At 66.7% G+C, this 21,455-nt stretch carries 17 protein-coding genes; 9 read left to right on the forward strand and 8 right to left on the reverse strand.

Going from position 1 to position 21,455, the window contains the following annotated elements; genetic code table 11:
• Positions 1–68: 68 nt before the first annotated feature.
• Both Q1W68_RS08790 and cphA read left to right on the forward strand, forming a co-directional pair.
• Positions 69–2,219: an acetate--CoA ligase family protein gene (locus Q1W68_RS08790; protein ID WP_300651825.1), complete on the forward strand. Its 2,151-nt coding sequence runs from the start codon at positions 69–71 to the stop codon at positions 2,217–2,219.
• Between the two features lie 46 nt (positions 2,220–2,265).
• The gene (gene cphA, locus Q1W68_RS08795; RefSeq protein ID WP_300716223.1) at positions 2,266–4,854 is read left to right on the forward strand and encodes a cyanophycin synthetase; all 2,589 of its coding nucleotides are present in this window, start codon (positions 2,266–2,268) and stop codon (positions 4,852–4,854) included.
• On the opposite strand, the gene Q1W68_RS08800 is transcribed toward cphA, so the two are convergent.
• The 5 genes from Q1W68_RS08800 to dnaA all read right to left on the reverse strand — a co-directional run bounded on the left by Q1W68_RS08800 (position 4,803) and on the right by dnaA (position 11,942).
• Positions 4,803–5,927 (reverse strand): acyltransferase, encoded by a 1,125-nt coding sequence (locus Q1W68_RS08800; RefSeq protein WP_300651831.1) that lies wholly within the window; start codon positions 5,925–5,927, stop codon positions 4,803–4,805. The two genes, cphA and Q1W68_RS08800, sit on opposite strands and share 52 nt — an antisense overlap.
• Before the next feature lie 19 nt (positions 5,928–5,946).
• Positions 5,947–6,606, reverse strand: a complete 660-nt coding sequence (locus Q1W68_RS08805) for a hypothetical protein (RefSeq protein ID WP_300651834.1) — start codon at positions 6,604–6,606, stop codon at positions 5,947–5,949.
• A gap of 37 nt (positions 6,607–6,643) precedes the next feature.
• Positions 6,644–9,232, reverse strand: a complete 2,589-nt coding sequence (gyrB, locus tag Q1W68_RS08810) for a DNA topoisomerase (ATP-hydrolyzing) subunit B (RefSeq protein ID WP_300716226.1) — start codon at positions 9,230–9,232, stop codon at positions 6,644–6,646.
• 79 nt (positions 9,233–9,311) lie between these two features.
• Complete coding sequence (gene dnaN / locus Q1W68_RS08815) at positions 9,312–10,418, reverse strand: DNA polymerase III subunit beta (protein ID WP_300716228.1); 1,107 nt, start codon at positions 10,416–10,418, stop codon at positions 9,312–9,314.
• 105 nt (positions 10,419–10,523) lie between these two features.
• Positions 10,524–11,942 (reverse strand): chromosomal replication initiator protein DnaA, encoded by a 1,419-nt coding sequence (gene dnaA, locus Q1W68_RS08820; RefSeq protein ID WP_300650574.1) that lies wholly within the window; start codon positions 11,940–11,942, stop codon positions 10,524–10,526.
• Between the two features lie 222 nt (positions 11,943–12,164).
• Here dnaA and rpmH point away from each other — a divergent pair, with 222 nt between their 5' ends.
• The 7 genes from rpmH to Q1W68_RS08855 all read left to right on the forward strand — a co-directional run bounded on the left by rpmH (position 12,165) and on the right by Q1W68_RS08855 (position 17,687).
• On the forward strand, positions 12,165–12,299 hold the full coding sequence (gene rpmH, locus Q1W68_RS08825; RefSeq protein ID WP_006299042.1) for a 50S ribosomal protein L34: 135 nt from the start codon (positions 12,165–12,167) through the stop codon (positions 12,297–12,299).
• 80 nt (positions 12,300–12,379) lie between these two features.
• Positions 12,380–12,799, forward strand: coding sequence for a ribonuclease P protein component (locus tag Q1W68_RS08830; RefSeq protein WP_300650577.1), 420 nt, complete (start codon positions 12,380–12,382; stop codon positions 12,797–12,799).
• Positions 12,789–13,076: a membrane protein insertion efficiency factor YidD gene (gene yidD, locus Q1W68_RS08835; RefSeq protein WP_300650580.1), complete on the forward strand. Its 288-nt coding sequence runs from the start codon at positions 12,789–12,791 to the stop codon at positions 13,074–13,076. Before Q1W68_RS08830 ends, yidD begins: the two co-directional genes overlap by 11 nt.
• A complete protein-coding gene (gene yidC, locus Q1W68_RS08840) occupies positions 13,073–14,785 on the forward strand; it encodes a membrane protein insertase YidC (protein WP_300661627.1) in 1,713 nt (570 codons plus the stop codon). Before yidD ends, yidC begins: the two co-directional genes overlap by 4 nt.
• Before the next feature lie 148 nt (positions 14,786–14,933).
• Positions 14,934–16,328 (forward strand): tRNA uridine-5-carboxymethylaminomethyl(34) synthesis GTPase MnmE, encoded by a 1,395-nt coding sequence (gene mnmE, locus Q1W68_RS08845; protein ID WP_300650315.1) that lies wholly within the window; start codon positions 14,934–14,936, stop codon positions 16,326–16,328.
• Between the two features lie 106 nt (positions 16,329–16,434).
• On the forward strand, positions 16,435–16,926 hold the full coding sequence (locus tag Q1W68_RS08850; RefSeq protein WP_300650318.1) for a cyclic nucleotide-binding domain-containing protein: 492 nt from the start codon (positions 16,435–16,437) through the stop codon (positions 16,924–16,926).
• A 110-nt stretch (positions 16,927–17,036) separates the two neighbouring features.
• Positions 17,037–17,687: a hypothetical protein gene (locus Q1W68_RS08855; RefSeq protein ID WP_300650320.1), complete on the forward strand. Its 651-nt coding sequence runs from the start codon at positions 17,037–17,039 to the stop codon at positions 17,685–17,687.
• Positions 17,688–17,705: 18 nt separating this feature from the next.
• Here the strand turns inward: Q1W68_RS08855 and Q1W68_RS08860 are convergent, their stop codons facing one another.
• From Q1W68_RS08860 to Q1W68_RS08870, 3 genes are all read right to left on the reverse strand, one after another.
• Positions 17,706–18,251, reverse strand: coding sequence for an adenine phosphoribosyltransferase (locus Q1W68_RS08860; RefSeq protein WP_300650321.1), 546 nt, complete (start codon positions 18,249–18,251; stop codon positions 17,706–17,708).
• 89 nt (positions 18,252–18,340) lie between these two features.
• Positions 18,341–19,303 (reverse strand): MBL fold metallo-hydrolase, encoded by a 963-nt coding sequence (locus tag Q1W68_RS08865; protein ID WP_300650322.1) that lies wholly within the window; start codon positions 19,301–19,303, stop codon positions 18,341–18,343.
• 120 nt (positions 19,304–19,423) lie between these two features.
• Positions 19,424–21,409 carry a monovalent cation:proton antiporter family protein gene (locus Q1W68_RS08870; protein WP_300661630.1) on the reverse strand — a complete coding sequence of 662 codons (1,986 nt, stop codon included), beginning with the start codon at positions 21,407–21,409 and terminating at the stop codon, positions 19,424–19,426.
• Positions 21,410–21,455 lie beyond the last annotated feature (46 nt).

Here is a 21,455-nt window from a genome sequence, read left to right on the forward strand (position 1 = left end):
CCAGGGCGCGCACCCACCGTGACAGCCGGGTCCACTGCCCGGCTTTTGTGTGTCCAATCCCGGGTTTTATGGATTCAAACCGTTTTGCGCTGACCGTGCTTCGCCACCGTTTCCTCGGAGGTCCGAACGTCTGGACTTACCGCTCCACGATGGAGGTGTGGCTGGATCTGGGGGAACTGGAGCAACGACCCTCCCACACCATCGAGGGCCTGACCGACCGCCTGCTGGCCCTGTTGCCGGGTCTGGCCACCCACCACTGCGGCGTGGGCGAGGTGGGCGGTTTTGTGCAGCGCTTGCGCGAAGGCACCTGGGCCGGCCACGTGCTGGAGCACTGCGTGATCGAGCTGCTCAACCTGGCGGGCATGCCCACCGGCTTTGGCCAGACGCGCAGCACCAGCCAGCCCGGCGTCTACCGCATGGTGTTTCGCGCGCGCAACCGCGCCACCGCCGAGGCGGCGTTGACGCACGGCCACGCGCTGCTGCAGGCGGCGATGAACAACGAAGCCTTTGACGTGACCGCTGCCGTGAAGGCCCTGCACGATGTGGTCGACGCCACCTGGCTGGGCCCCTCCACCGCGGCCATCGTGAACGCGGCCACCGAGCGCGGCATTCCGCACCTGCGCCTGACCGACGGCAACCTCGTGCAACTGGGCCAGGGCGCGCGCCAGCGCCGCATCTGGACGGCCGAGACCGAACTCACCAGCGCGATCGCCGAGAACATCGCCAGCGACAAGGACCTGACCAAAACCCTGCTGCAAAGCTGTGGCGTGCCGGTGCCCGAGGGTCAGATCGTGGCCAGTGCCGCCGAGGCCTGGGAAGCGGCGCAGGACATCGGGCTGCCGGTGGTGGTCAAGCCCAGCGATGCCAACCACGGGCGCGGCGTCTCGCTCGAACTCAGCGAGCAGGCCGACATCGAGCGCGCCTTTGCCATCGCCGATGCCGAGGGCAGCGACGTGATCGTGGAGCGCCACATCCTGGGCAACGAGCACCGCTTGCTGGTGGTGGGCGGGCGTGTCGTGGCGGCCAACCGGGGCGAGAGCCTGTGGGTCACCGGCGACGGCGTGGCCACGGTGCGAACGCTCATCGACCTGCAGCTCAACAGCGACCCGCGCCGCGGCGAGGCCGAAGAATTCCCACTCGAGACGATCCGCCTGGAGCGCGAACCGGCCATGGCCCTGCTGCTGGAGCGCCAGGGCCTGGGGGCCGACGCCGTGCCCGCCGCGGGCCAGCGCGTGCTGGTGCAGCGCAACGGCAACATGGCTTACGACTGCACGGACGACGTGCACCCCGAGGTGGCCTACATGGCGAGCCTCGCGGCGCGCGCCGTGGGCCTGGACATCGCCGGCATCGACATGGTCACGCAGGACATCGGTCGCCCGTTGCACGAAATAGGCGGCGCCATCGTGGAAGTGAATGCCGGCCCCGGCCTGCTCATGCACCTGCGCCCGGCCATCGGTCAGCCCCGCCCGGTGGGTGAGGCCATCGTGGCGCAACTGTTCGACCCGGCCACGCCCATGGCCGGGCGGGTGCCCCTCATCGGCGTGAGCGGCACGCGCGGCACCGCCCTGCTGGCGCGCGCGGCGGCCTTCCTGCTCGATCTGGCCGGTGCCCCCGCCGGTCTCGCATCGAGCGAAGGCATCCACATCGGACGCCGGCGCATCGAGCGCGCGGGCGCCGACTACTGGGAGCAGTGCCAGCGCCTGCTCATGAACCGCGAGATCCAGGGCCTGGCGGTCGAGACCGCGCCCTCGCTCATCCTCGACCACGGCCTGCCCTACGACCGCTGCCTGGTGGGCGTGGTGACCGATCTGGGTGGCTGGGAAGGCCTGGCGCACCACGACATTTTCGACGCCTCGGGCATGCCGCGCGTGCTGCGCACCCAGGTCGACGTGGTGCTGTCGGAAGGTGCCTGCGTGCTCAACCTGGACGAGCCGGGCGTGGCCGACCTCGCCGTGCATTGCGATGGCAGTTGCCTCGGCTATGGCGCCGGACCCGTGCCGGACGGTGTGGCCATGCCGCGCACGGTGCGCTGGCAAGACGGCGCGGTGTGCCTCCTCGACCACGGCGAGGTCGTGGCCCGCGCACCGCTGGCCGACCTGGCCGATGCCGGGACCGCGCACACCCTGTGCGGTGCCGCGGCGGCGGCCTGGGCCGCCGGCCTGAGCCCCGCGCTGGTTGCCGCCGGCCTGCAGCGTTTTGACACCCTGCCCCGCGCCTGAAGCCCCGCGACACCCACCGCACCCCAACCGAATTCCGACATCCGCCATGGACATTTCCCGCATCCGTGCCCTGCGTGGTCCCAACCTCTGGACACGCCAGACCGCCATCGAAGCCATCGTGCATTGCCAGCCCGACGAACGCTCACTGAGCTCGTTGCCGGGCTTCGAGGTGGCCCTGCGCGAGCGCTTTCCCCAGCTCGGGCGCTGGCCTCGCCCGGCCGCCGAGCTCTCGCTGGCCAACGTGCTCAAACTCGTTGCGCTGGGTCTTCAGGCCCAGGCCGGGTGCCCGGTGAGCTTTTCGCGCTGCACCGAAACGGTGGAGCCGGGCACCTACCAGGTGGTGGTGGAGTACACCGAAGAAGCCGTGGGGCGCGAAGCGTTCAAGGCGGCCGAGCAGCTGATTGCCGTGGCGCGTGGCCAGGGCGACGTGACCTTCGATGTGGATGCGGTCATTACCCGCCTGCGCGAGCTGGACGAGGACGTGCGCCTCGGTCCGTCCACCGGCGCCATCGTCAACGCGGCGGTGGCGCGGGGCATTCCGTTTCGCCGCCTCACGCAGGGCTCGCTGGTGCAGTTCGGCTGGGGCTCGCACCAGCGCCGCATCTGGGCCGCCGAGGTCGACAGCACCAGCGCGGTGTCGGAAAGCATTGCGCAGGACAAGGACCTCACCAAGAACCTGCTGCGCGCTGCGGGGGTGCCGGTGCCGCTGGGCCGGCCGGTGGACAGTGTTGAAGAAGCCTGGACCGCGGCGCAGTACATCGGCCTGCCGGTGGTGGTGAAGCCGCGCGACGGCAACCAGGGCAAGGGCGTGACGGTGAACATCGTCACGCGCGAGCACCTGGAGCTGGCCTACCGCGTTGCGGTGGAGTACGGCCAGCCGATGGTGGAGAAGTTCCTGCCCGGCAGTGACTACCGCCTGCTGGTGGTGGGCGACAAGCTGGTGGCAGCAGCGCGGCGCGATCCGCCACAAGTGACCGGGGATGGTGTGAGCACCGTGACCCAGCTGGTGAACCTGGTCAACGCCGATCCCCAGCGCGGCGACGGCCATGGCACCTCGCTCACGCGCATGCGCATCGACGAGATTGCGCTGGCGCGCCTGCAGATCCAGGGCCACACGCCCGACACCGTGCCGGCCAAGGGCGAGCGTGTGGTGCTGCGCAACAACGCCAACCTCTCCACCGGTGGCACCGCCACCGACGTGACCGACGACGTGCACCCCGAGGTGGCCGCGAGCGCTGTGGCCGCCGCGCGCATGGTGGGGCTCGATGTGTGCGGTGTGGACGTGGTGTGCGAGACCGTGCTCAGGCCTCTGGGAGACCAGAGCGGCGGTGTGGTGGAAGTCAATGCCGCCCCGGGTCTGCGCATGCACCTGAGCCCCTCGTACGGCAAGGGTCGAGCCGTGGGCGAGGCCATCGTCGACCACCTGTTTGCACCCAGCCAGAACGGCCGCATTCCGGTGGTCGCCGTCACCGGCACCAACGGCAAGACCACCACCGCGCGTCTGGTCGCGCACCTGCTGCACACCCAAGGCTATCGCGTGGGCATGACCAACACCGACGGCGTGTATGTGAACGGCCGCCAGACCGACAGCGGCGACTGCGCCGGCCCGCGCAGCGCGCGCAACGTGCTGATGCACCCCGAGGTGGACGCGTCCGTGTTCGAGACCGCGCGCGGCGGCGTGCTGCGCGAAGGCCTGGGCTTCGACCGCTGCCAGGTGGCGGTGGTCACCAACATCGGTTCGGGCGACCACCTGGGCCTGAACTACATCACCACCGTGGAAGACATCGCGGTGCTCAAGCGCGTGGTCATCCAGAACGTGGCGCCCAACGGCTACGGCGTGCTCAACGCGGCCGACCCGCACTGCATCCGCATGGCCGAGGTGTGCACCGGCCAGGTGATCTTTTTCTGCGGTGATGGCAACAACCCCGTGCTGGCCACGCACCGCGCGCAAGGCCGCCGCGCCGTGTGGGTGGACGGCGCCAACATCGTGGCCCAGCAGGGCGAGCGCCGCCACGAGGTGGCCCTGGCCGACATCCCCATGACCATGGGCGGGCGCATCGGCTTTCAGGTGGACAACGCCATGGCGGCGCTGGCCGCGGCCTGGGGCCTGGGCATTCCGTGGGCCCGCATCCGCAAGGGCCTGGCCACGTTCCAGAGCGACACCGCCAGCGTGCCCGGCCGCTTCAACCTCATGACCCTGCGTGGCGCCACCGTGATCGCCGACTACGGCCACAACCCGGACGCCATGCGCGCCCTGGTCGCGGCCGCCGAGGCCATGCCGGCCCAGCGCCGCACCGTGGTCATCAGCGGCGCGGGCGACCGGCGCGACGAAGACATCCGCGAGCAGACCCGCATCCTCGGCGCCGCCTTCGACGAAGTCATCCTGTATGAGGACGCTTGCCAGCGCGGCCGCACCGAGGGGGAGGTCACGGGGCTGCTGCGCCAGGGGCTGGAAGGCGCCACACGCACGACCCGCATCGACACCATCCAGGGCGAGTTCAACGCCATCGACACGGCGCTCGCGCGCCTGCAACCGGGCGATCTGTGCCTCGTGCTGATCGACCAGGTGGAGGCTGCGCTGGCTTATTTGCGCGAGCGCTGCGATCCCGTTCCCGCGGCCAGCGCCGCCGCCTGAGCGGGCTCGGCGTTCGGGCGCGCCCGGCCCAGCCGGCCCAGGCGCTGCTCCACCCCGTGGTGAAAGGCGGCGCCGGCGAGGTTGCACGCCAGCCAGGCCACCAGCACGCCCAGTGTCTGCACGCCCGCGTCGGCGCTGGCGTAGCGCGTGAACCAGGCGTTCACCACCAGCGCCACCGGAAAGTTGAGCAAAAACACCCCGTATGAAATGCGGCCCAGGTAGCCCAGCGCCCGGCTGCGCGGCCAGGTGAACAACCAGCCGCTGCGGTGCGCCCAGGCCAGCGCCAGCGCCACCCCCAGCGCCAGTGCGATGCGGGTGCGCCAGTCCATCGCGAGCGCCAACCCGGTCAGCAGCGCCATACCCGCCCACCACGCGGTGGCGCCGTGACCGGCGTCGGCACGGCTCAACCAGTACGCCAGGGCGCCCAGACCGTAGGCGCCAAAGAAGTAGATGGCCCAGTTGTCCCAGTCGCTGTCCAGGTTGAAATAAAACAGCGAGGCGAGCGCCACGGCCGCCACCAGCAGCGGCGCAGCCCAGCCCAACCGCCGCCCCAGCCACAGCAGGCCGAGCAGCAGCGCAAACAGCTGCACGTCGATGGCCACATACCAGACCCCTGCCGACAGCGAATCCACCCCCAGCAGGCTGTGGACCAACAGCGCGTGCGCCACGAACTGCCACAGCGTGGGCGGCGCTGGCAACGAGTCGTGCGCCATCCAGTACCGCGCGAGTTCGGTGCACACCATGGCCAGCAGCAGTGCGACCATGAGCGGCAGGCTCACCCGCACAAACCGCTGCCACAGCAGGGCGAGCGGGCGCTCGCTGCGCAAGCGGCCGTCGGGCGCCAGGCTGCGCGCCGCCAGGAAACCCGCCACCACCAGAAAGACCTGCACCGCGATCCGCGCGTGCTGGCTGAACCACGCCACCAGGTCGGGGGCGAGCTGGTGCGTCCCATCCGACAGGGGGCCGTAGAACGCCAGGTGGTGCAGCACGATGAACTGCGAGCCGACGGCCTTGAGCGCGTCGATGAAGGGCATGCGCTCGCCAGTGGGCGCGCGGAACGTCGGGGCTGACATGGATGGGTACGGATGGGACTCAGGGCGCGTCGCTCAACGGAGAAACGCCGGCCGCCGCCGCGCTGCCTCCCCCGCCGCCGCCAGCACCGCCGCGCCCACCACGGGCTTCGGCGCCGCCCGCGCGCCGCGCGCCTGCGCCACCGGCATTCACGCGCAACGGGCCCTGGTTCGGAATGAGGTCGGCCGGGGCGGGCGTCAGGTCCAGGGCCTGGCGGATGAAATCGCGCAGCGAGATCACCAGCGGGGCCACCTCCACGTAGCGCCCCGCCACCATGTCGTTGGCGGCTTGTGCGGCCAGGCGCACCTGTTCTTCGGTGCCCAGCAGGACGACATCGGACAGCGCGGCTTCGACGGCATCGCGGATGCGGCGGCGGCGCTCGGAAGCGCTGGCCTGGGCATCCATCTCGACATCCTCTTCGGTGACGGCGTCCCTGCGCTGGTCACGCCGGTGTGCCGGATCGACCGTCAACACGCCGGTGAAGGAGCCCCCCAAGGTTTTGTAGGCCGCGATCAGCACCTTCAGGCGCTCGTTGATCTGGCGGTTTTCGCGCTCGCGCCGGCGCTGAAAGGTCTGCATGAACACCAGCCGGATCCCGACCAGCACCAGAGACACCACCACAAGGCTGAACAGCGTGGTGAACACGGTGGACCACGAGCTGAAATCGAGCATGCCGCGCAAGAAAGGACCTCAGAAGCGGTCGCGAGGGCGTGCGAACTCAAACATCGATGTTCCCCGCCCGCAGCGCGTTGGCCTCGATGAAATCGCGACGCGGCTCCACCTCGTCGCCCATCAACATCGTGAACACGCGGTCCGCTTCAATGGCGTCGTCGATCTGCACACGCAGCAGGCGGCGCACGGTCGGGTCCATGGTGGTTTCCCAGAGCTGGGCCGGGTTCATCTCGCCCAGGCCCTTGTAGCGCTGGCGCGCGGTGGTGCGCTCCGCTTCGCTGATGAGCCAGCGCATGGCCACGCGGAAGTCGGCCACTTTTTCTTCTTTCTGTTTCTCGCCTTCGCCGCGCATGACCTTGGCGCCTTCGCCGAGCAGCCCACGGAAGGTCTCAGCCGCGGTGGCCAGGGCCGCGTAGTCGGCGCCGTGCACGAAGTCCTGCGTGAGCACGCTGCTTTTCGTGTTGCCGTGGTGGCGGCGGCTGATGCGCAGGATCGGTTTGTCGGTGCGCACATCGAATTCAGCGGCCACTTCGGCCGGCACGCCGGTGGTGGTGAGTTCGCGCAGCTTGGCCTGCAGCGCAATGGCGCTGACCTCGGCCTGCTCCACGGTGTCGAGGTTGAGCGACACGCCGTCGGCGATCGAGCGCAGGGCTTCGGCGTCCATGAAGTTGGACAGGCGCGCGATCACGCTCTCGGCGATCTGGTGCTTGCGCGCCAGCTCGCCCAGGGTGTCGCCCGTGAGCGTGGTCTGGGTGGCGCCACCGGTGAACACGCTCGCATCTTTGAGCGCGATGCGCAGCAGGAAGCCGTCGAGCGCGGCAGCGTCTTTCAGGTACAGCTCTTCCTTGCCGGACTTCACCTTGTAGAGCGGTGGCTGCGCGATGTAGATGTGGCCGCGCTCCACCAGCTCGGGCATCTGGCGGTAGAAGAAGGTCAGCAGCAGGGTGCGGATGTGGGCGCCGTCCACGTCGGCGTCGGTCATGATGATGATGCGGTGGTAGCGCAGCTTGGCGACGTTGAAGTCGTCCTTGCCGTCACCGTTGGCGCTTTCACCGCCGGCCTTGCCGATGCCGGTGCCCAGGGCGGTGATGAGGGTGAGGATTTCGTTGGAGGTGAGCAGCTTTTCGTAGCGCGCTTTCTCCACGTTCAGGATCTTGCCGCGCAGCGGCAGGATCGCCTGGAACTTGCGGTCGCGGCCCTGCTTGGCGGAGCCACCGGCGGAGTCGCCCTCCACGATGTAGATCTCGCACAGCGCCGGGTCTTTTTCCTGGCAGTCGGCCAGTTTGCCGGGCAGGCCCATGCCGTCGAGCACGCCTTTGCGGCGCGTCATTTCGCGTGCCTTGCGGGCGGCTTCGCGGGCACGGGCGGCGTCCACGATCTTGCCGCAGATGATCTTGGCGTCGTTCGGGCGCTCCTGCAAATAATCGGCCAGCAGGCGGCTCACGATGTCTTCGACCGGGCCGCGCACTTCGCTGGACACCAGCTTGTCCTTGGTCTGGCTGCTGAACTTGGGCTCGGGCACCTTGACCGACAGCACGCAGCACAGGCCTTCGCGCATGTCGTCACCGGTGACCTCGACCTTGGCCTTCTTGGCGAAGTCGTTGTCGTCGATGTACTTGTTGATCACCCGCGTCATGGCCGCGCGCAGGCCGGTCAGGTGGGTGCCGCCGTCGCGCTGCGGGATGTTGTTGGTGAAGCACAGGACTTGCTCGTTGTAGCCGCTGTTCCACTGCATGGCCACTTCGACGCCGATGTTGGTGCCCTGGTCGCTCTGGCGGTCGCCCAATGCGTGGAACACGTTGGGGTGCAGAACCGTCTTGCCCTTGTTGATGAAGTCGACAAAGCCCTTGACGCCGCCGGCGCCGGAGAAGTCGTCTTCCTTGCCGCTGCGTTCGTCCTTCAGGCGGATGCGAACGCCGTTGTTGAGGAAGGACAGTTCGCGCAGGCGTTTGGACAGGATCTCGTAGTGGAAGTCGGCGTTCTCGCGAAAGATGTCGTAGTCGGGCAGGAAGTGCACCTCGGTGCCGCGCTTCTCGGTGTCGCCGGTCACTTTCATGGGCGAGATCTCGACGCCGCTGGCGGTGGTCTCGACGATGCGGTTCTGCACGAAGCCGCGCGCGAACTCGATCTGGTGCATCTTGCCTTCGCGGCGCACGGTCAGGCGCAGCCACTGGCTCAGCGCGTTCACGCAGCTCACGCCCACGCCGTGCAGGCCGCCCGAGACCTTGTAGCTGTTCTGGTTGAACTTGCCGCCCGCGTGCAGTTCGGTGAGCGCGATCTCGGCCGCCGAGCGCTTGGGCTCGTGCTTGTCGTCCATCTTCACGCCGGTGGGGATGCCGCGGCCGTTGTCGGTGACGCTGATGGAGTTGTCGGAGTGGATGGTCACGACGATGTCGTCGCAGTGGCCGGCCAGGGCTTCGTCGATGGAGTTGTCGACCACCTCGAACACCAGGTGGTGCAGGCCGGTGCCGTCGGACGTGTCGCCGATGTACATGCCCGGCCGCTTGCGAACCGCTTCAAGGCCTTCGAGGATCTGGATGCTGCCTTCGCCGTAGGCGGCGCTCTGGGCCGCATCGTCGGCGGCTTTGGCAGTCTTCTTCGCTGCGTCGTCAGACGGGTTCAGTGCTTCAGTCATCGAGATTCAAACTCATGGTTCGGCCGACTGCGCGTGCAGCGCGACCCTTCAACAAAATCCGGCAGCAACAGGCGATCGATCAGATTCGCATCGGCATCACGACGTACTTGAACCCGGCCTGCTCGGGCACGGTGATCAGCACGCTGGAGTTGGTGTCCTGCAGTTCGAGCTTGATCATCTCGGCGCCGATGTTGGACAGCGCGTCCATCAGGTAGGTGACGTTGAAGCCGATCTCGATGCTGTCGCCGGCATAGTCGATCTCGAGTTCTTCCTTGGCTTCTTCCTGTTCGGCGTTGCTCGACGCGATGCGCAGCGTGCCCGGCTCGATGTTGACGCGCACGCCCTTGAACTTCTCGCTGGTCAGGATGGCGGCACGCTGCAGGCTGGAAAGCAGCGAAGCGCGCCCGAGCGTGATGTGGTTCTTGTGGTTCTTCGGGATCACGCGGTTGTAGTCGGGGAACTTGCCCTCGACCAGCTTGGTGACGAACTCCATGCCGTCAAAGCTGAACTTGGCCTGGTTGGCGGCGAACTGCATCTCGATCGCGCCTTCCTTGTCGGACAGCAGGCGCTGCAGCTCCAGCACCGTCTTGCGCGGCAGGATCACTTCTTGTTTGGGCACTTCCACGTCGAGCGTGGCCCTGGCAAACGCCAGGCGGTGGCCGTCGGTGGCCACCAGGCTGAGCTGCTTGCCTTCGGCGACGAACAAGATGCCGTTCAAGTAGTAGCGGATGTCGTGCACGGCCATCGAGAACGACACCTGACCCAGCAGGCTCTTGAGCGTCTTCTGCGGCACCGAAAACACCGGGCCGAAGCTGGCGGATTCTTGAACCAGCGGAAAGTCTTCGGGCGGCATGCTCTGCAGCGTGAAGCGGCTCTTGCCGCCTTTCAAGATGAGCTTGCCCGCGCTGGACTCCAGGCTCACGCTCTGGTCGCCCGACATGGTGCGCAAGATGTCGATGAGCTTGCGCGCGCCCAGCGTGGTGGCGAAGTTGCCGCTGTCGCCGTCGAGCTCGGCGGTGGTGCGGATCTGGATCTCCAGGTCGCTCGTGGTCAGCTGCACTTGCGAGCCCGTCTTGCGCAACAACACGTTGGCCAGGATGGGCAGGGTGTGGCGCCGTTCCACGATGCCGGCCACCGATTGCAGCGCGGCCAGAACCTTGTCCTGGGTCGATTTGAAAACGATCATGTCAGACTCTTTCGTCTCTGGTTGCTTGTGGTCCGGGGGTTGCCTCCCCGGCGGGCCCTGCGTTTGTCGGAGCCAAATCTTCGCTATTTTCGCCTTTTTACGGGCTCATCCCTTGAGGGTCTGTTCCAGCACGTGCAGCTGCTGGTTGAGCTCGGTGTTCTGCTGTCGCTCGGCCCCGATCTTGCGCACCGCGTGCAGCACCGTGGTGTGGTCGCGTCCGCCAAACAACTCGCCGATTTCGGGCAGGCTTTTCTGGGTCAGTTCCTTGGCGATGAACATCGCAATCTGGCGCGGGCGCGCAATGCTGGCCGGGCGCTTCTTGCTGTACATGTCCGCGACCTTGATCTTGTAGAAATCGGCCACGGTCTTCTGGATGTTCTCCACGCTGATCTGCCGGTTCTGGATCGACAACAGGTCTTTCAGCGCCTCGCGCGCCAGCGCGATCGAAATCTCTTTCTGGTTGAAGCGCGAATACGCCAGGATCTTGCGCAGCGCACCTTCGAGTTCGCGCACGTTGGAGCGCACGTTCTTCGCCACGAAAAACGCCACCTCTTCGGGCATCACCGCGTTCTCCACCGCCGCCTTGTTGATCAGGATGGCCACGCGCATTTCCAGCTCGGGCGGTTCGATGGCCACCGTCAAGCCCGAGCCAAAGCGCGAGACCAGCCGGTCGGAAATGTCGGCCAGCCCCTTGGGGTAGGTGTCGCTGGTCAGCACGATGTGGCTTTTCTTGGCCAGCAAGGCTTCGAAGGCGTTGAAGAATTCTTCCTGCGTCTTCTCCTTGCCCGCGAAGAACTGCACATCGTCGATCAGCAGCAGGTCCAGCGAGTGGTATCGCTCCTTGAACTCGTCGAAGGTCTTGCGCTGGTAAGCCTTCACCACATCCGACACAAACTGCTCGGCGTGGATGTACAACACCTTGGCCTGTGGACGGTCGGCCAGCAGGTGGTTGCCGATGGCGTGCACCAGGTGGGTCTTGCCCAGGCCGACGCCACCGTAAATGAACAGCGGGTTGTACAGCTGGCCCAGGCTGCCGGCGATGTGCATCGCGGCGGCGCGCGCCATGCGGTTGGCCGAGCCCTCGACCAGCGTGGAGAATGCCAGCGCCGGGTTGAGCCGGGTCTTGGGGCCGCTGGGCGCGGCCACCTCGACCGGCGCGAGGTCGGGCAGCTCGGCCAGCACCTGCTCTTGCGCCGTGCGGGGTGCGGGCGAGGTGCGGCTGGGACCTTCGCGCGGAGCGAGCACCAACTCCAGCACCACGGGCGCGCCGTGGACGGCCTCCAGCAGGGCGGTGATGCGGGCGGCGTACTGGGTGCGGATCCAGTCCAGTTTGAATCGGTTGGCCACCGACACGGTGACCCGGGAGGCGTCGGGCGCCACGGTGGCCGAGAGGGGGCGGATCCAGGTGTTGAACTGCTGTTCCGGGATCTCCTGGGAGAGCCGATCCATGCAGGCCGACCACAGGGACAGGGTGTCGGCGCCGTCGGAAGGCCGTGACGCGCTGGGGGGAAGGCCCTCGATCATGCTGGGATGCGGTGTTGTTGTGGTTGTGGACAAATGATGCGGGGCGCGTCGGGCATTGTAGGGGTGCAGACGACTTATCCACAAGACGACCGGTGTGGCCTTCAGACCCGCTGTGGGGGGTGCTTGGCTGAGGTGTTTCGTTGCCACGTGAGGCCAAGTGCTTGCCGCCGTAGGGATTTCTTTGCGATAATCGCGGGTTTCCCCGATTTGTAAGAGACCACCATGAAACGCACCTACCAGCCTTCCAAGATCCGCCGCGCCCGCACCCACGGCTTCCTCGTTCGCATGAAGACCCGTGGTGGCCGTGCCGTGATCAACGCCCGCCGCGCCAAAGGCCGCAAGCGTCTGGCTGTCTGAGTCGGCGTGTTGAATCGGCGGATGTCGTGCCGGCGTTTCTGTGCCCGGCCCGTCTGCCTTCCAATGCCGGCGGTTGTTCAGTGACCCAGCGCCTGCGGTCCCGCCCGCAGTTTCAGGCCGTGATGGCCGGAGCGCCCGTGGCCAAGACTCCCCACTTCGCCTTGCACCGCGCTGCCCTGGACGTCCCCGTCGAGGGCAAGGCGCTGTTCCCCGTGGCCGATGCCTGGCTGGGCGTGTTGCTGCCCAAGCGCTGGGCACGCCGTGCTGTCACGCGCAACGCCATCCGTCGCCAGATCTACGAAGTGGCGCGGCACCGCGCTGCCCCGCTGCCCCAGGCCGCCTGGGTGGTGCGCCTGCGCAGCGAGTTCAGCCGCAAACAGTTCGTGAGCGCTACGTCCGATGCGCTCAAGCAGGCTGTTCGCGCCGAGCTGGAACAGCTGCTGTCGCGAGCCCAGTTGCCCAGGCCGGTCCTGCCCGCGGAGGCCCGTGATGCTGTCTGACTGGCCGCGCCGGGCGTTGGTGGGGCTCGTCAAGGGTTACCGGCTGCTGCTGAGCCCATCGCTGGGCAGCGGTTGCCGGTTTGAGCCCACGTGTTCCCTGTACGCCATCGGCGCACTGGAGCAACACGGTGCGGCGGCCGGCACTTATCTCACGGCTGCGCGTCTGATGCGCTGCCATCCCTGGTGCGAAGGTGGTTTCGACCCGGTGCCCGAGTCCCGGCCCGCCCTCTTTTCCCGTCTGCTTTCACCCTCCTCAGCAAAGAAGAACGCGTCATGAATGACATCCGTCGGTCCATCCTGTGGGTGGTGTTTGGTCTGTCCATGGTTCTGATCTGGGACAAATGGCAAATCCACAATGGACAGCAGCCCACTTTCTTCCCCGGGTCCACCACGGTGGCCGCGCCGGCCGCAGCACCCGCGCCGGCCGCTGACGCGAGTCTGCCCACCGCCGTGGCCGTGCCCGCAGGCACCACCGCCGCCAACGCCGTGCCGGGCGAAGCGCCCGCCGGTGCGCCGAGCCCGGTGGCCGCGCGCCACGAGGTGAGCACCGACGTCTTCAAGCTGGTGTTCAACACCGAAGGCGGATCGCTGATCGGCGCCGAGTTGCTCAAGCACGCCGAAGCCACGCAGCAAAGCAAGGACCAGAGCGAACTGCCATTCACCCTGCTCACGCAGAGCGGTGACCGCATCTATGTGGCGCAGACCGGCTTGATCGGCGGTGCGTTCCCGACCCACAAGACGCCCATGACGCTGCTCACGCCCGAGACCGCGCTGGCCGAGGGGCAGAACGAATTGCAGGTGCGCTTTGAGTCCGCCGATGTGGGCGGTGTGAAGCTGGTGAAGACCTACACCCTCACGCGCGGCCGCTACGACATCGCGGTGAAGCACGAGGTGCAGAACCTGGGCACGCAGGCGGTGAGCCCGCAGCTGTACGTGCAGCTGGTGCGCGACGGCAGCAAGCTCAGCAGCGAAACGCCCTTCTATTCCACCTTCACCGGCCCGGCGGTCTACACCGACGAGAAGAAGTACCAGAAGGTCGAGTTCACCGACATCGAAAAGAACAAGGCCGAATTCACCAAAACCGCCAGCGACGGTTACGTGGCCATGGTGCAGCACTACTTTGCGTCGGCCTGGTTGCTGGACGCGGGCGTGGCGCGCGACAACTTTGTTCGCAAGGTGGACAACAACCTTTTTGCGGCGGGAAGCATCACCAACCTCGCGGCGATCGAGCCTGGCCAGACGCAAAGCATCCAGGCCCGCTTGTTCGTGGGTCCGCAAGAAGAGAAGGTTCTTGAGACCATCGCGCCGGGCCTGGAGCTGGTCAAGGACTATGGCTGGCTCACCATCCTGGCCAAGCCGCTGTACTGGCTGCTGGAGAAGATCCACGGCTTCGTGAGCAACTGGGGCTGGTCCATCGTGCTGCTGGTGGTGCTGATCAAGGCGGCGTTCTACTGGCTCAACGCCAGCGCCTACCGCAGCATGGCCAAGATGAAGAAGATCAACCCCCGCATCATGGAAATGCGCGAGCGCCTCAAGGGCAATCCGCAGGCCATGCAGCAGGAAATGATGAAGATGTACCGGGAAGAAAAGGTCAACCCGCTGGGTGGTTGCTTCCCCATCCTGATCCAGATCCCCGTGTTCATCGCGCTGTACTGGGTGTTGCTCTCGAGCGTGGAAATGCGCAACGCGCCGTGGATGGCCTGGATCACCGATCTGTCTTCGCCCGATCCGTTCTACATCCTGCCGCTGGTGATGGCCGTGACCACCATGATCCAGACCGCGCTCAACCCGTTGCCGCCGGATCCGCTGCAAGCCAAGCTGATGTGGCTGATGCCGCTGATGTTCTCGGTGATGTTCTTCTTCTTCCCGTCCGGCCTGGTGCTGTACTGGATCACGAACAACGTGCTGACCATCTTCCAGCAGGCGTACATCAACAAGGGCATGGGCGTGCCGTTGAAGTTCAGCATGCCGAACTTCAAGAGTTGACCCCCCTGCGCCGCTGACGCGGCTTCCCCCCTGGAGGGGGGACGGCGTCTTGGGCCGGCGGAGCCGGACCCTTGACGTCCCTGGGTTGGGGCACTTTGTTCCTCGCCGGGCCTGCAATGCAGGCCCTTCTTCTTTAAGCTCGCTTTCTATGCTCGCCGCCTCGCGTGATCCCATCGTTGCCATTGCCACCGCGCCCGGACGGGGTGGGGTGGGCATCGTCCGGGTGTCGGGGCGGGGGCTCGCGCCGTTCGTTCAGGCTTTGCTGGGGCGGGCGTTGACGCCGCGCGAGGCGACCTACCTGCCGTTCGCCGATGCGGCCGGGCAGCCGATCGACCATGGTCTGGCTTTGTGGTTTGCGGGCCCACACTCCTACACCGGTGAAGACGTGCTGGAGTTGCAGGGCCATGGCGGACCGGTGGTGTTGCAGCTGTTGGTGGCGCGCTGCCTGGAAGTGGGCAGCGCCGTGTTGCCCGCGTTGCGCGTGGCGCGGGCCGGCGAATTCACCGAACGCGCGTTCCTCAACGACAAGCTCGACCTGGCGCAAGCCGAGGCGGTGGCGGATCTGATCGATGCGAGCACCGAGGCGGCAGCGCGCAGCGCGACGCGCTCGCTCGCGGGGGTGTTCTCCGGCCGAATCCACGAGTTGCGCGATGCCTTGGTGAACCTGCGCATGCTGGTGGAGGCCACGCTGGACTTCCCCGAGGAAGACATCGACTTTTTGCAGAAGGCCGATGCCACCGGACAACTGCAGCGCTTGCGCCAGGCGTTGGCCGGTGTGCAGGCGCAGGCCCGGCAGGGCGCGCTGTTGCGCGACGGTCTGCAGGTGGTGATCGCCGGCCAGCCGAACGCGGGCAAGAGCTCGTTGCTCAATGCCCTGGCCGGCGCTGAGCTGGCCATCGTCACGCCGGTGGCGGGCACGACACGCGATGTGGTGCAGCAGACGATCCAGATCGAAGGTGTGCCCTTGCACGTTGTTGACACCGCTGGACTGCGGGACAGCCCGGATGTGGACGAGGTCGAGAAGATCGGCATTGAGCGCGCCTGGGGGCGCATCCGGGAGGCCGATGTGGTGCTGTTCCTGCACGACCTGACCCGCACCGACACGGCCGCTTACCAGAGCGCCGACGCGGCCATTGCGTCCAGCCTGGCGCAGACGGTGCCGGGCGGTGTGCCGGTGCTGCATGTGTGGAACAAGCTCGACCAACGTCCGTCACCTCGTGCCGACCTGCAGGACGGTGTGGCGATTTCGGCCAAGCAAGGCGAGGGTCTGGCGGTGCTGCGGCAGCGTCTGTTGGCCCTGGCGGGCTGGCAGCAGCCCGGCGACGGTCTGTTCATGGCGCGCGCCCGTCACCTGCTGGCGCTGCAACGGGTGGACGAGCACCTGCTGCAAGCCGATGGTTTGCTCGCTGCACAGGCCGAGCACCTGGACCTGCTGGCCGAAGAGCTGCGGCTGGCGCAACGGGCCTTGGGCGACATCACCGGTGAATTCACCGCCGACGATTTGCTGGGCGAGATTTTTTCGCGTTTCTGCATCGGAAAGTAGGCCGGCGGCGCCGCCCGGAACGCTTCGAATGCCGCTGGGCGGTGCAGTTGTAAACACTGGTAATTACAGCTTGCGTGGGCGGGTGGGGCGCGGGTATCTTGACGTGATGCATGTCACACCTCCGACATCCTTGCGCTTCGACATCAAAGGCCTGGCCCAGTCCATGCGGCACAGCAGTGCCCTCGACGCGGTCCCTTTGAACCTCACCGACAACCAGTGGCCTTTGCTCGCCAACTACCTGCAACCTGTGGCGTTGCAGCAAGGGCAGGTCCTGATCGAGCAAGGGGTGAAGGATCGCACGGTGTATTTCGTGGAGAGCGGCACCCTCACCGTGCACTACGAAGACGACAAGGAGCGCGTGCGCATCGCGGTGGTGGGTTCGGGCTCGTTGCTCGGTGAAGGTGCCTTTTTCAGCCACCTGCCCCGCAGCGCCACGGTGCACGCCGGCAGCGACTGCCGACTCTGGTGCATGACACCGCTTCGCTTTCGCGAGCTCTCTGTGCGCCACCCCGACATCGCCCTGGAATTGACGGTGGCCATGTCGGCGGTGCTGGCCCGGCGCATGTACAACAAACCCAAGCGGGTGGCGGTCACCTGATGACCGCAGGACGCCTGGTGACAGGTTCCGCGCCAGCGCGGGGTTCTGTTCGCACCGCCATTCAGACCACTTCAGCAGAACGCCTTGTGCGCACTTTGACCATGTCATTCATGAGCTGGCTGCAAGCCAAGAAAACCAACCCATCGGGCAAAGGTCGCATGGCGCGCGCACGCAAGTCGTTCAGCCAGACCACCTTGCCGCTCATTTCGCCGCGCAAGGGCCGGCGCATCTTGCGCCGCGAACAGCTGTTCGGTGTGGTGCGCGAGTCGCTCATCCGCGCCGGCGTGCTGTCCACCAGCTACGAGTTCAAGGTGCTCACGCTGGACGCCAACGGCGATTGTTTTCTGGTGCTGGTCGATCTGGCCTTGCCCGCCGAAGGCATGCCCGACGAATACCTGTTGGAGATTGAAAGCTGGATCCAGCAAAGCGCCAAGGCACGGCACGGCATGCAGGTGCGCTCGGTGTATTGGCGCCGCCGCGCGGCGCACGACCAGGTGGGCGTTGCGTTGCGGGCAGCGGTGTCAGCGCAGACCCGGCGGGACACCGAGCTGTTCAATCCCACGGCTATTCCCAAACCGAACATCCGCTCCTCCCATGCACCCATGCAGGCCCTCGGCAAAGACGAGGTGAACGCTTTCCGTGCGGTGCTTCAGAGCGCAGCCCAGCCGCCGTTTGCTTCCACCGAAGAGGCGGCCTTGCCCGTTCCGGAATCCCACAGCGATTTCGCAGCGCTCAGCGAAACGCAACACGGCAAACTCTGAAACGACGCGCCCTGGCGTTCAGTGACCGGCGAAGTCGACCAGCGTGAAGAGCTTCAGGCCGGAGTCCCTGAGCTTCTGTGAACCGCCCAGCTCGGGCAGATCGACGATGGCTGCGCCCTCCATCACCTCTGCACCCAGTTTCTCCAGCAGGCGTCGCCCGGCCATCATGGTGCCGCCGGTGGCGATCAGGTCGTCGATGAGCACGACCTTGTCACCGGCCTTGACAGCGTCGGTGTGCAGTTCCACCGTGGCGCTGCCGTATTCCAGCTCGTAGGTTTCCTCCACGGTGGTGAAGGGCAGCTTGCCCTTCTTGCGGATGGGCACAAAGCCCACGCCCAGTTCGTAGGCGAGCACCGAGCCGATGATGAACCCGCGTGCATCCAGGCCGGCCACGACCGTGGGCTTGAGGGCCGGTGCCATGTACCGGTGCACGAAGGCGTCGATCAGCACTCGAAACACATGCGGGTCCTGCAGCAGGGGCGTGATGTCGCGGAACTGCACGCCGGGCGCGGGCCAGTCGGGCACCGTGCGGATGTGGGCTTTGAGGAAAGCAGAGGTGTCCATGGGCGTTTGTTCGAGAAGGATGGCCCATTATCGACCGACGAAAAAAAGCCCCGGCACAAAGGCCGGGGCAGGCGTCCATGGCGACCCTGTCAGGCCATGGGTTTGAACTGGTAACCGTTGCCGGCCGCTTCCAGCGTGCCGAGGGCGGGGAACGGGAAGTGGAAACCGCCCATGGCCATCTTGTCCTTCACCAGCGTGTCGAAAATGCGGCGACGCGTCTGGCGGGCCATCTCGGCGTCCATGTCGAAGGCCACCGCCCAATCGGGGCTGCGGGCGAACAGCGAGGGCACGTTGGTCACGTCGGCCGTGTACATGAACGACTGTCCTTCAGAACGCACGGTGAACACCGACATACCCGGCGTGTGGCCGAAGGCGGCCGACGACTGGATGCCCGGGGCGAGCTCGGCGCCAGGCTCGAAGCGCACCAGGCGGTCGGCCGGGATGGCACCCAGGACCTTGCGGGCGTTCTGGAAACCACCCTGCGCAGCAGGCGGTGCCGCGGCCATCTTGGCGTCGTCCATCCAGTGGGCCATTTCCGGGGCGGGCACATGCACCTTGGCTTTGGGGAAGGTCAGCGAGCCGTCCTTCTTGATCAGGCCGTTGATGTGATCGCCGTGGAAGTGGCTGATGATGACGTGGTCGATGTCTTCGGGCTTGTACCCTGCAGCCGCCATGTTGGTGGCCAGGCGGCCTGTGGTGGGTGGGCCGTTGTCGGCGAAACCGGTGTCGATGAGGAATTTGGTGTTGCCGCTCACGATGAGGTAGGGCGTGAACGGGATGTCCACGTAGTCGGTGGGCAGGTTCTGCGACGCGAGCATGGCCTTGACCTGCTCGAGCGGCGCGTTGCGCACGAACTCTTCACCCAGCGGGCGGCGCAGCGCGCCGTCGTTGATCGCGATGATCTCCATGGCGCCGAGCTTCATCTTGCGGAAACCCGGTTGAGGCAGGGTGGGCATGCCCAGGTTGGGGGTGTTTTGCGAGAACACCGACGAGAAGGTCAGCGCGGAAGCGCCGGCCACACCAGCACCCAGGAACAAGCGGCGGTCCATCATGGAGAGTCTCCAAAATTAAAATCGGAAGCATACATACCGTTCAGTCACTCGTCAGACCTGAAGGTTGGAATGCCCACTCGGCGTTCGGGGGTTTGCGGCAGCTCGGGTCCCCAGGGACGCTCAGCCCGACAGCAGCTTGTCTTCGGCCAGCGCGAGTGCCGGCGCCTTGCCGCTGAGCACCAGCGTGTCGCCGCCCTGCAGCACGGTGTTGTCGGTCAGGGCCGCGGGCATGCCGCTGGCATGGCGCAGGCTGACCACCCGCACGCCCACCGCGTGCAACGCCAGACTCTCCAGCGTCTTGCCCACGTTGCGGCCGGCCGGCGGGAGGGTCACGGTGTTCAGGCGTTCGTGGTCGATTTCGTCCGCGCCGCTGTCGTCGGCGCCGTGGAAGTAGCCGCGCAGCAGGTTGTAGCGCGCATCGCGCTGGTCCTGCACCACGCGGATCACGCGGCGCATGGGCACACCCACCAGCGCCAGCGCGTGGCTGGCCAGCATGAGGCTGGCTTCGATCGCCTCGGGCACGACCTCGGTCGCGCCGGCGGTGCGCAGTTTTTCCAGATCGGTGTCGTCGACCGTGCGCACCACCACCGGCACGTTGACCGCCTGCTCGTGCGTGTGACGCAAGACCTTGAGCGCGCTGGGCGTGTCCAGGTACGTGATCACCACGGCGCTGGCGCGGTGCAGACCGGCGGCCATGAGCGCTTGCAGCCGCGCAGCGTCGCCGAACACCACCGAGTGGCCGGCGGCCGCGGCCTGGCGCACGCGGTCGGGGTCGAGGTCGAGCGCCATGTAGGGAATGCTCTCGGCTTCGAGCAGGCGCGCCAGGTTTTGCCCGCAGCGGCCGTAGCCGCAAATGATCACGTGCTTGTCGGCGTTGATGGCCTTGCGCGCGATGCTGGTCATCTGCACCGACTGCATCAGCCAGTCGCTGCCCACCAGGCGTGTGACTGTTGCGTTGGCGTACAGGATGACGAAGGGCGTGGCCAGCATCGACAGCACCATCGACGCCAGGATGGGGTTGAACAGCGCCGGCGGAATCAGGTTGTTGTTGCCGGCCAGGGTGAGCAGCACCAGGCCGAACTCACCGGCCTGCGCAAGGTACAGGCCGGTGCGCAGCGCCACGCCCATGGGCGCACCGAGCATGCGCGTGAGCCCGGTGATGAGCGCCAGCTTGAAGCCCACCGACAGCGACAGCAACAGCAGCACCAGTGGCCAGCGGTCGAACACCAGGCGCCAGTCCAGCATCATGCCGATGGTGATGAAGAACAGACCCAGCAGCACGTCGTGGAAAGGCCGGATGTCGGTTTCCACCTGGTGCTTGAATTCGGTCTCCGAGATCAACATGCCGGCGACGAAGGCACCCAGCGCCAGCGAGAGGCCGGCGTGTTCGGTCAGCCAGGCCAGGCCCAGCGTGATCAGCAGCAGGTTGAGCATGAACAGCTCGTCGCTCTTGCGCCGCGCCACCAGCGTCAACCACCAGCGCATCACCTTTTGCCCGCCGGTGAGCAGCAGCCCCAGCAGCACGATGGCCTTGAGCGTGGCCCAGCCCAGCGCGGGCAGCAGGTCTTCGGGCGCGGCGGCCAGTGCGGGAATGAGCACCAGCAAGGGCACCACGGCCAGATCCTGGAACAGCAGGATGCCCAGCACGCGCTTGCCGTGTTCCGACTCCAGCTCCAGCCGCTCGGCCACCAGTTTGATGACGATGGCCGTGCTGCTCATGGCCATCACGCCGCCCAGCGCCAGTGCGGTCTGCCAGCTGATGTCCCACCAGGTCGGCAGCAGCACGGTCAGCGCCAGCGACGCCAGGGTCGTGATCAGCACGGTGAGCACCACCTGCGACAGGCCCAGCCCGAACACCAGCCGCTTCATCGCGCGCAGCTTGGGCAGGCTGAACTCCAGACCGATCACGAACATGAGGAAGACCACGCCGAATTCGGCCAGGTAGCGGATGCCGCTGGAATCCTGCGCCAGCGCCAGCGCGTTGGGCCCGATCAACACCCCCACCACCAGATAACCCAGCATGGGCGGCAGGCGCAAGAACCGGCAAGCCACCACGCCCAGCACCGAGGCCAGCAAATACAGGAGCGCGATGTCGAGCGAGGTCATGCAGCCATGTTAACGGCCGGTGCTCTTGCCGCGAGGGCCGCACTGC

The organism is Hydrogenophaga sp. (genome assembly GCF_030158645.1).
Taxonomy (GTDB): Bacteria; Pseudomonadota; Gammaproteobacteria; order Burkholderiales; family Burkholderiaceae_C; genus Hydrogenophaga.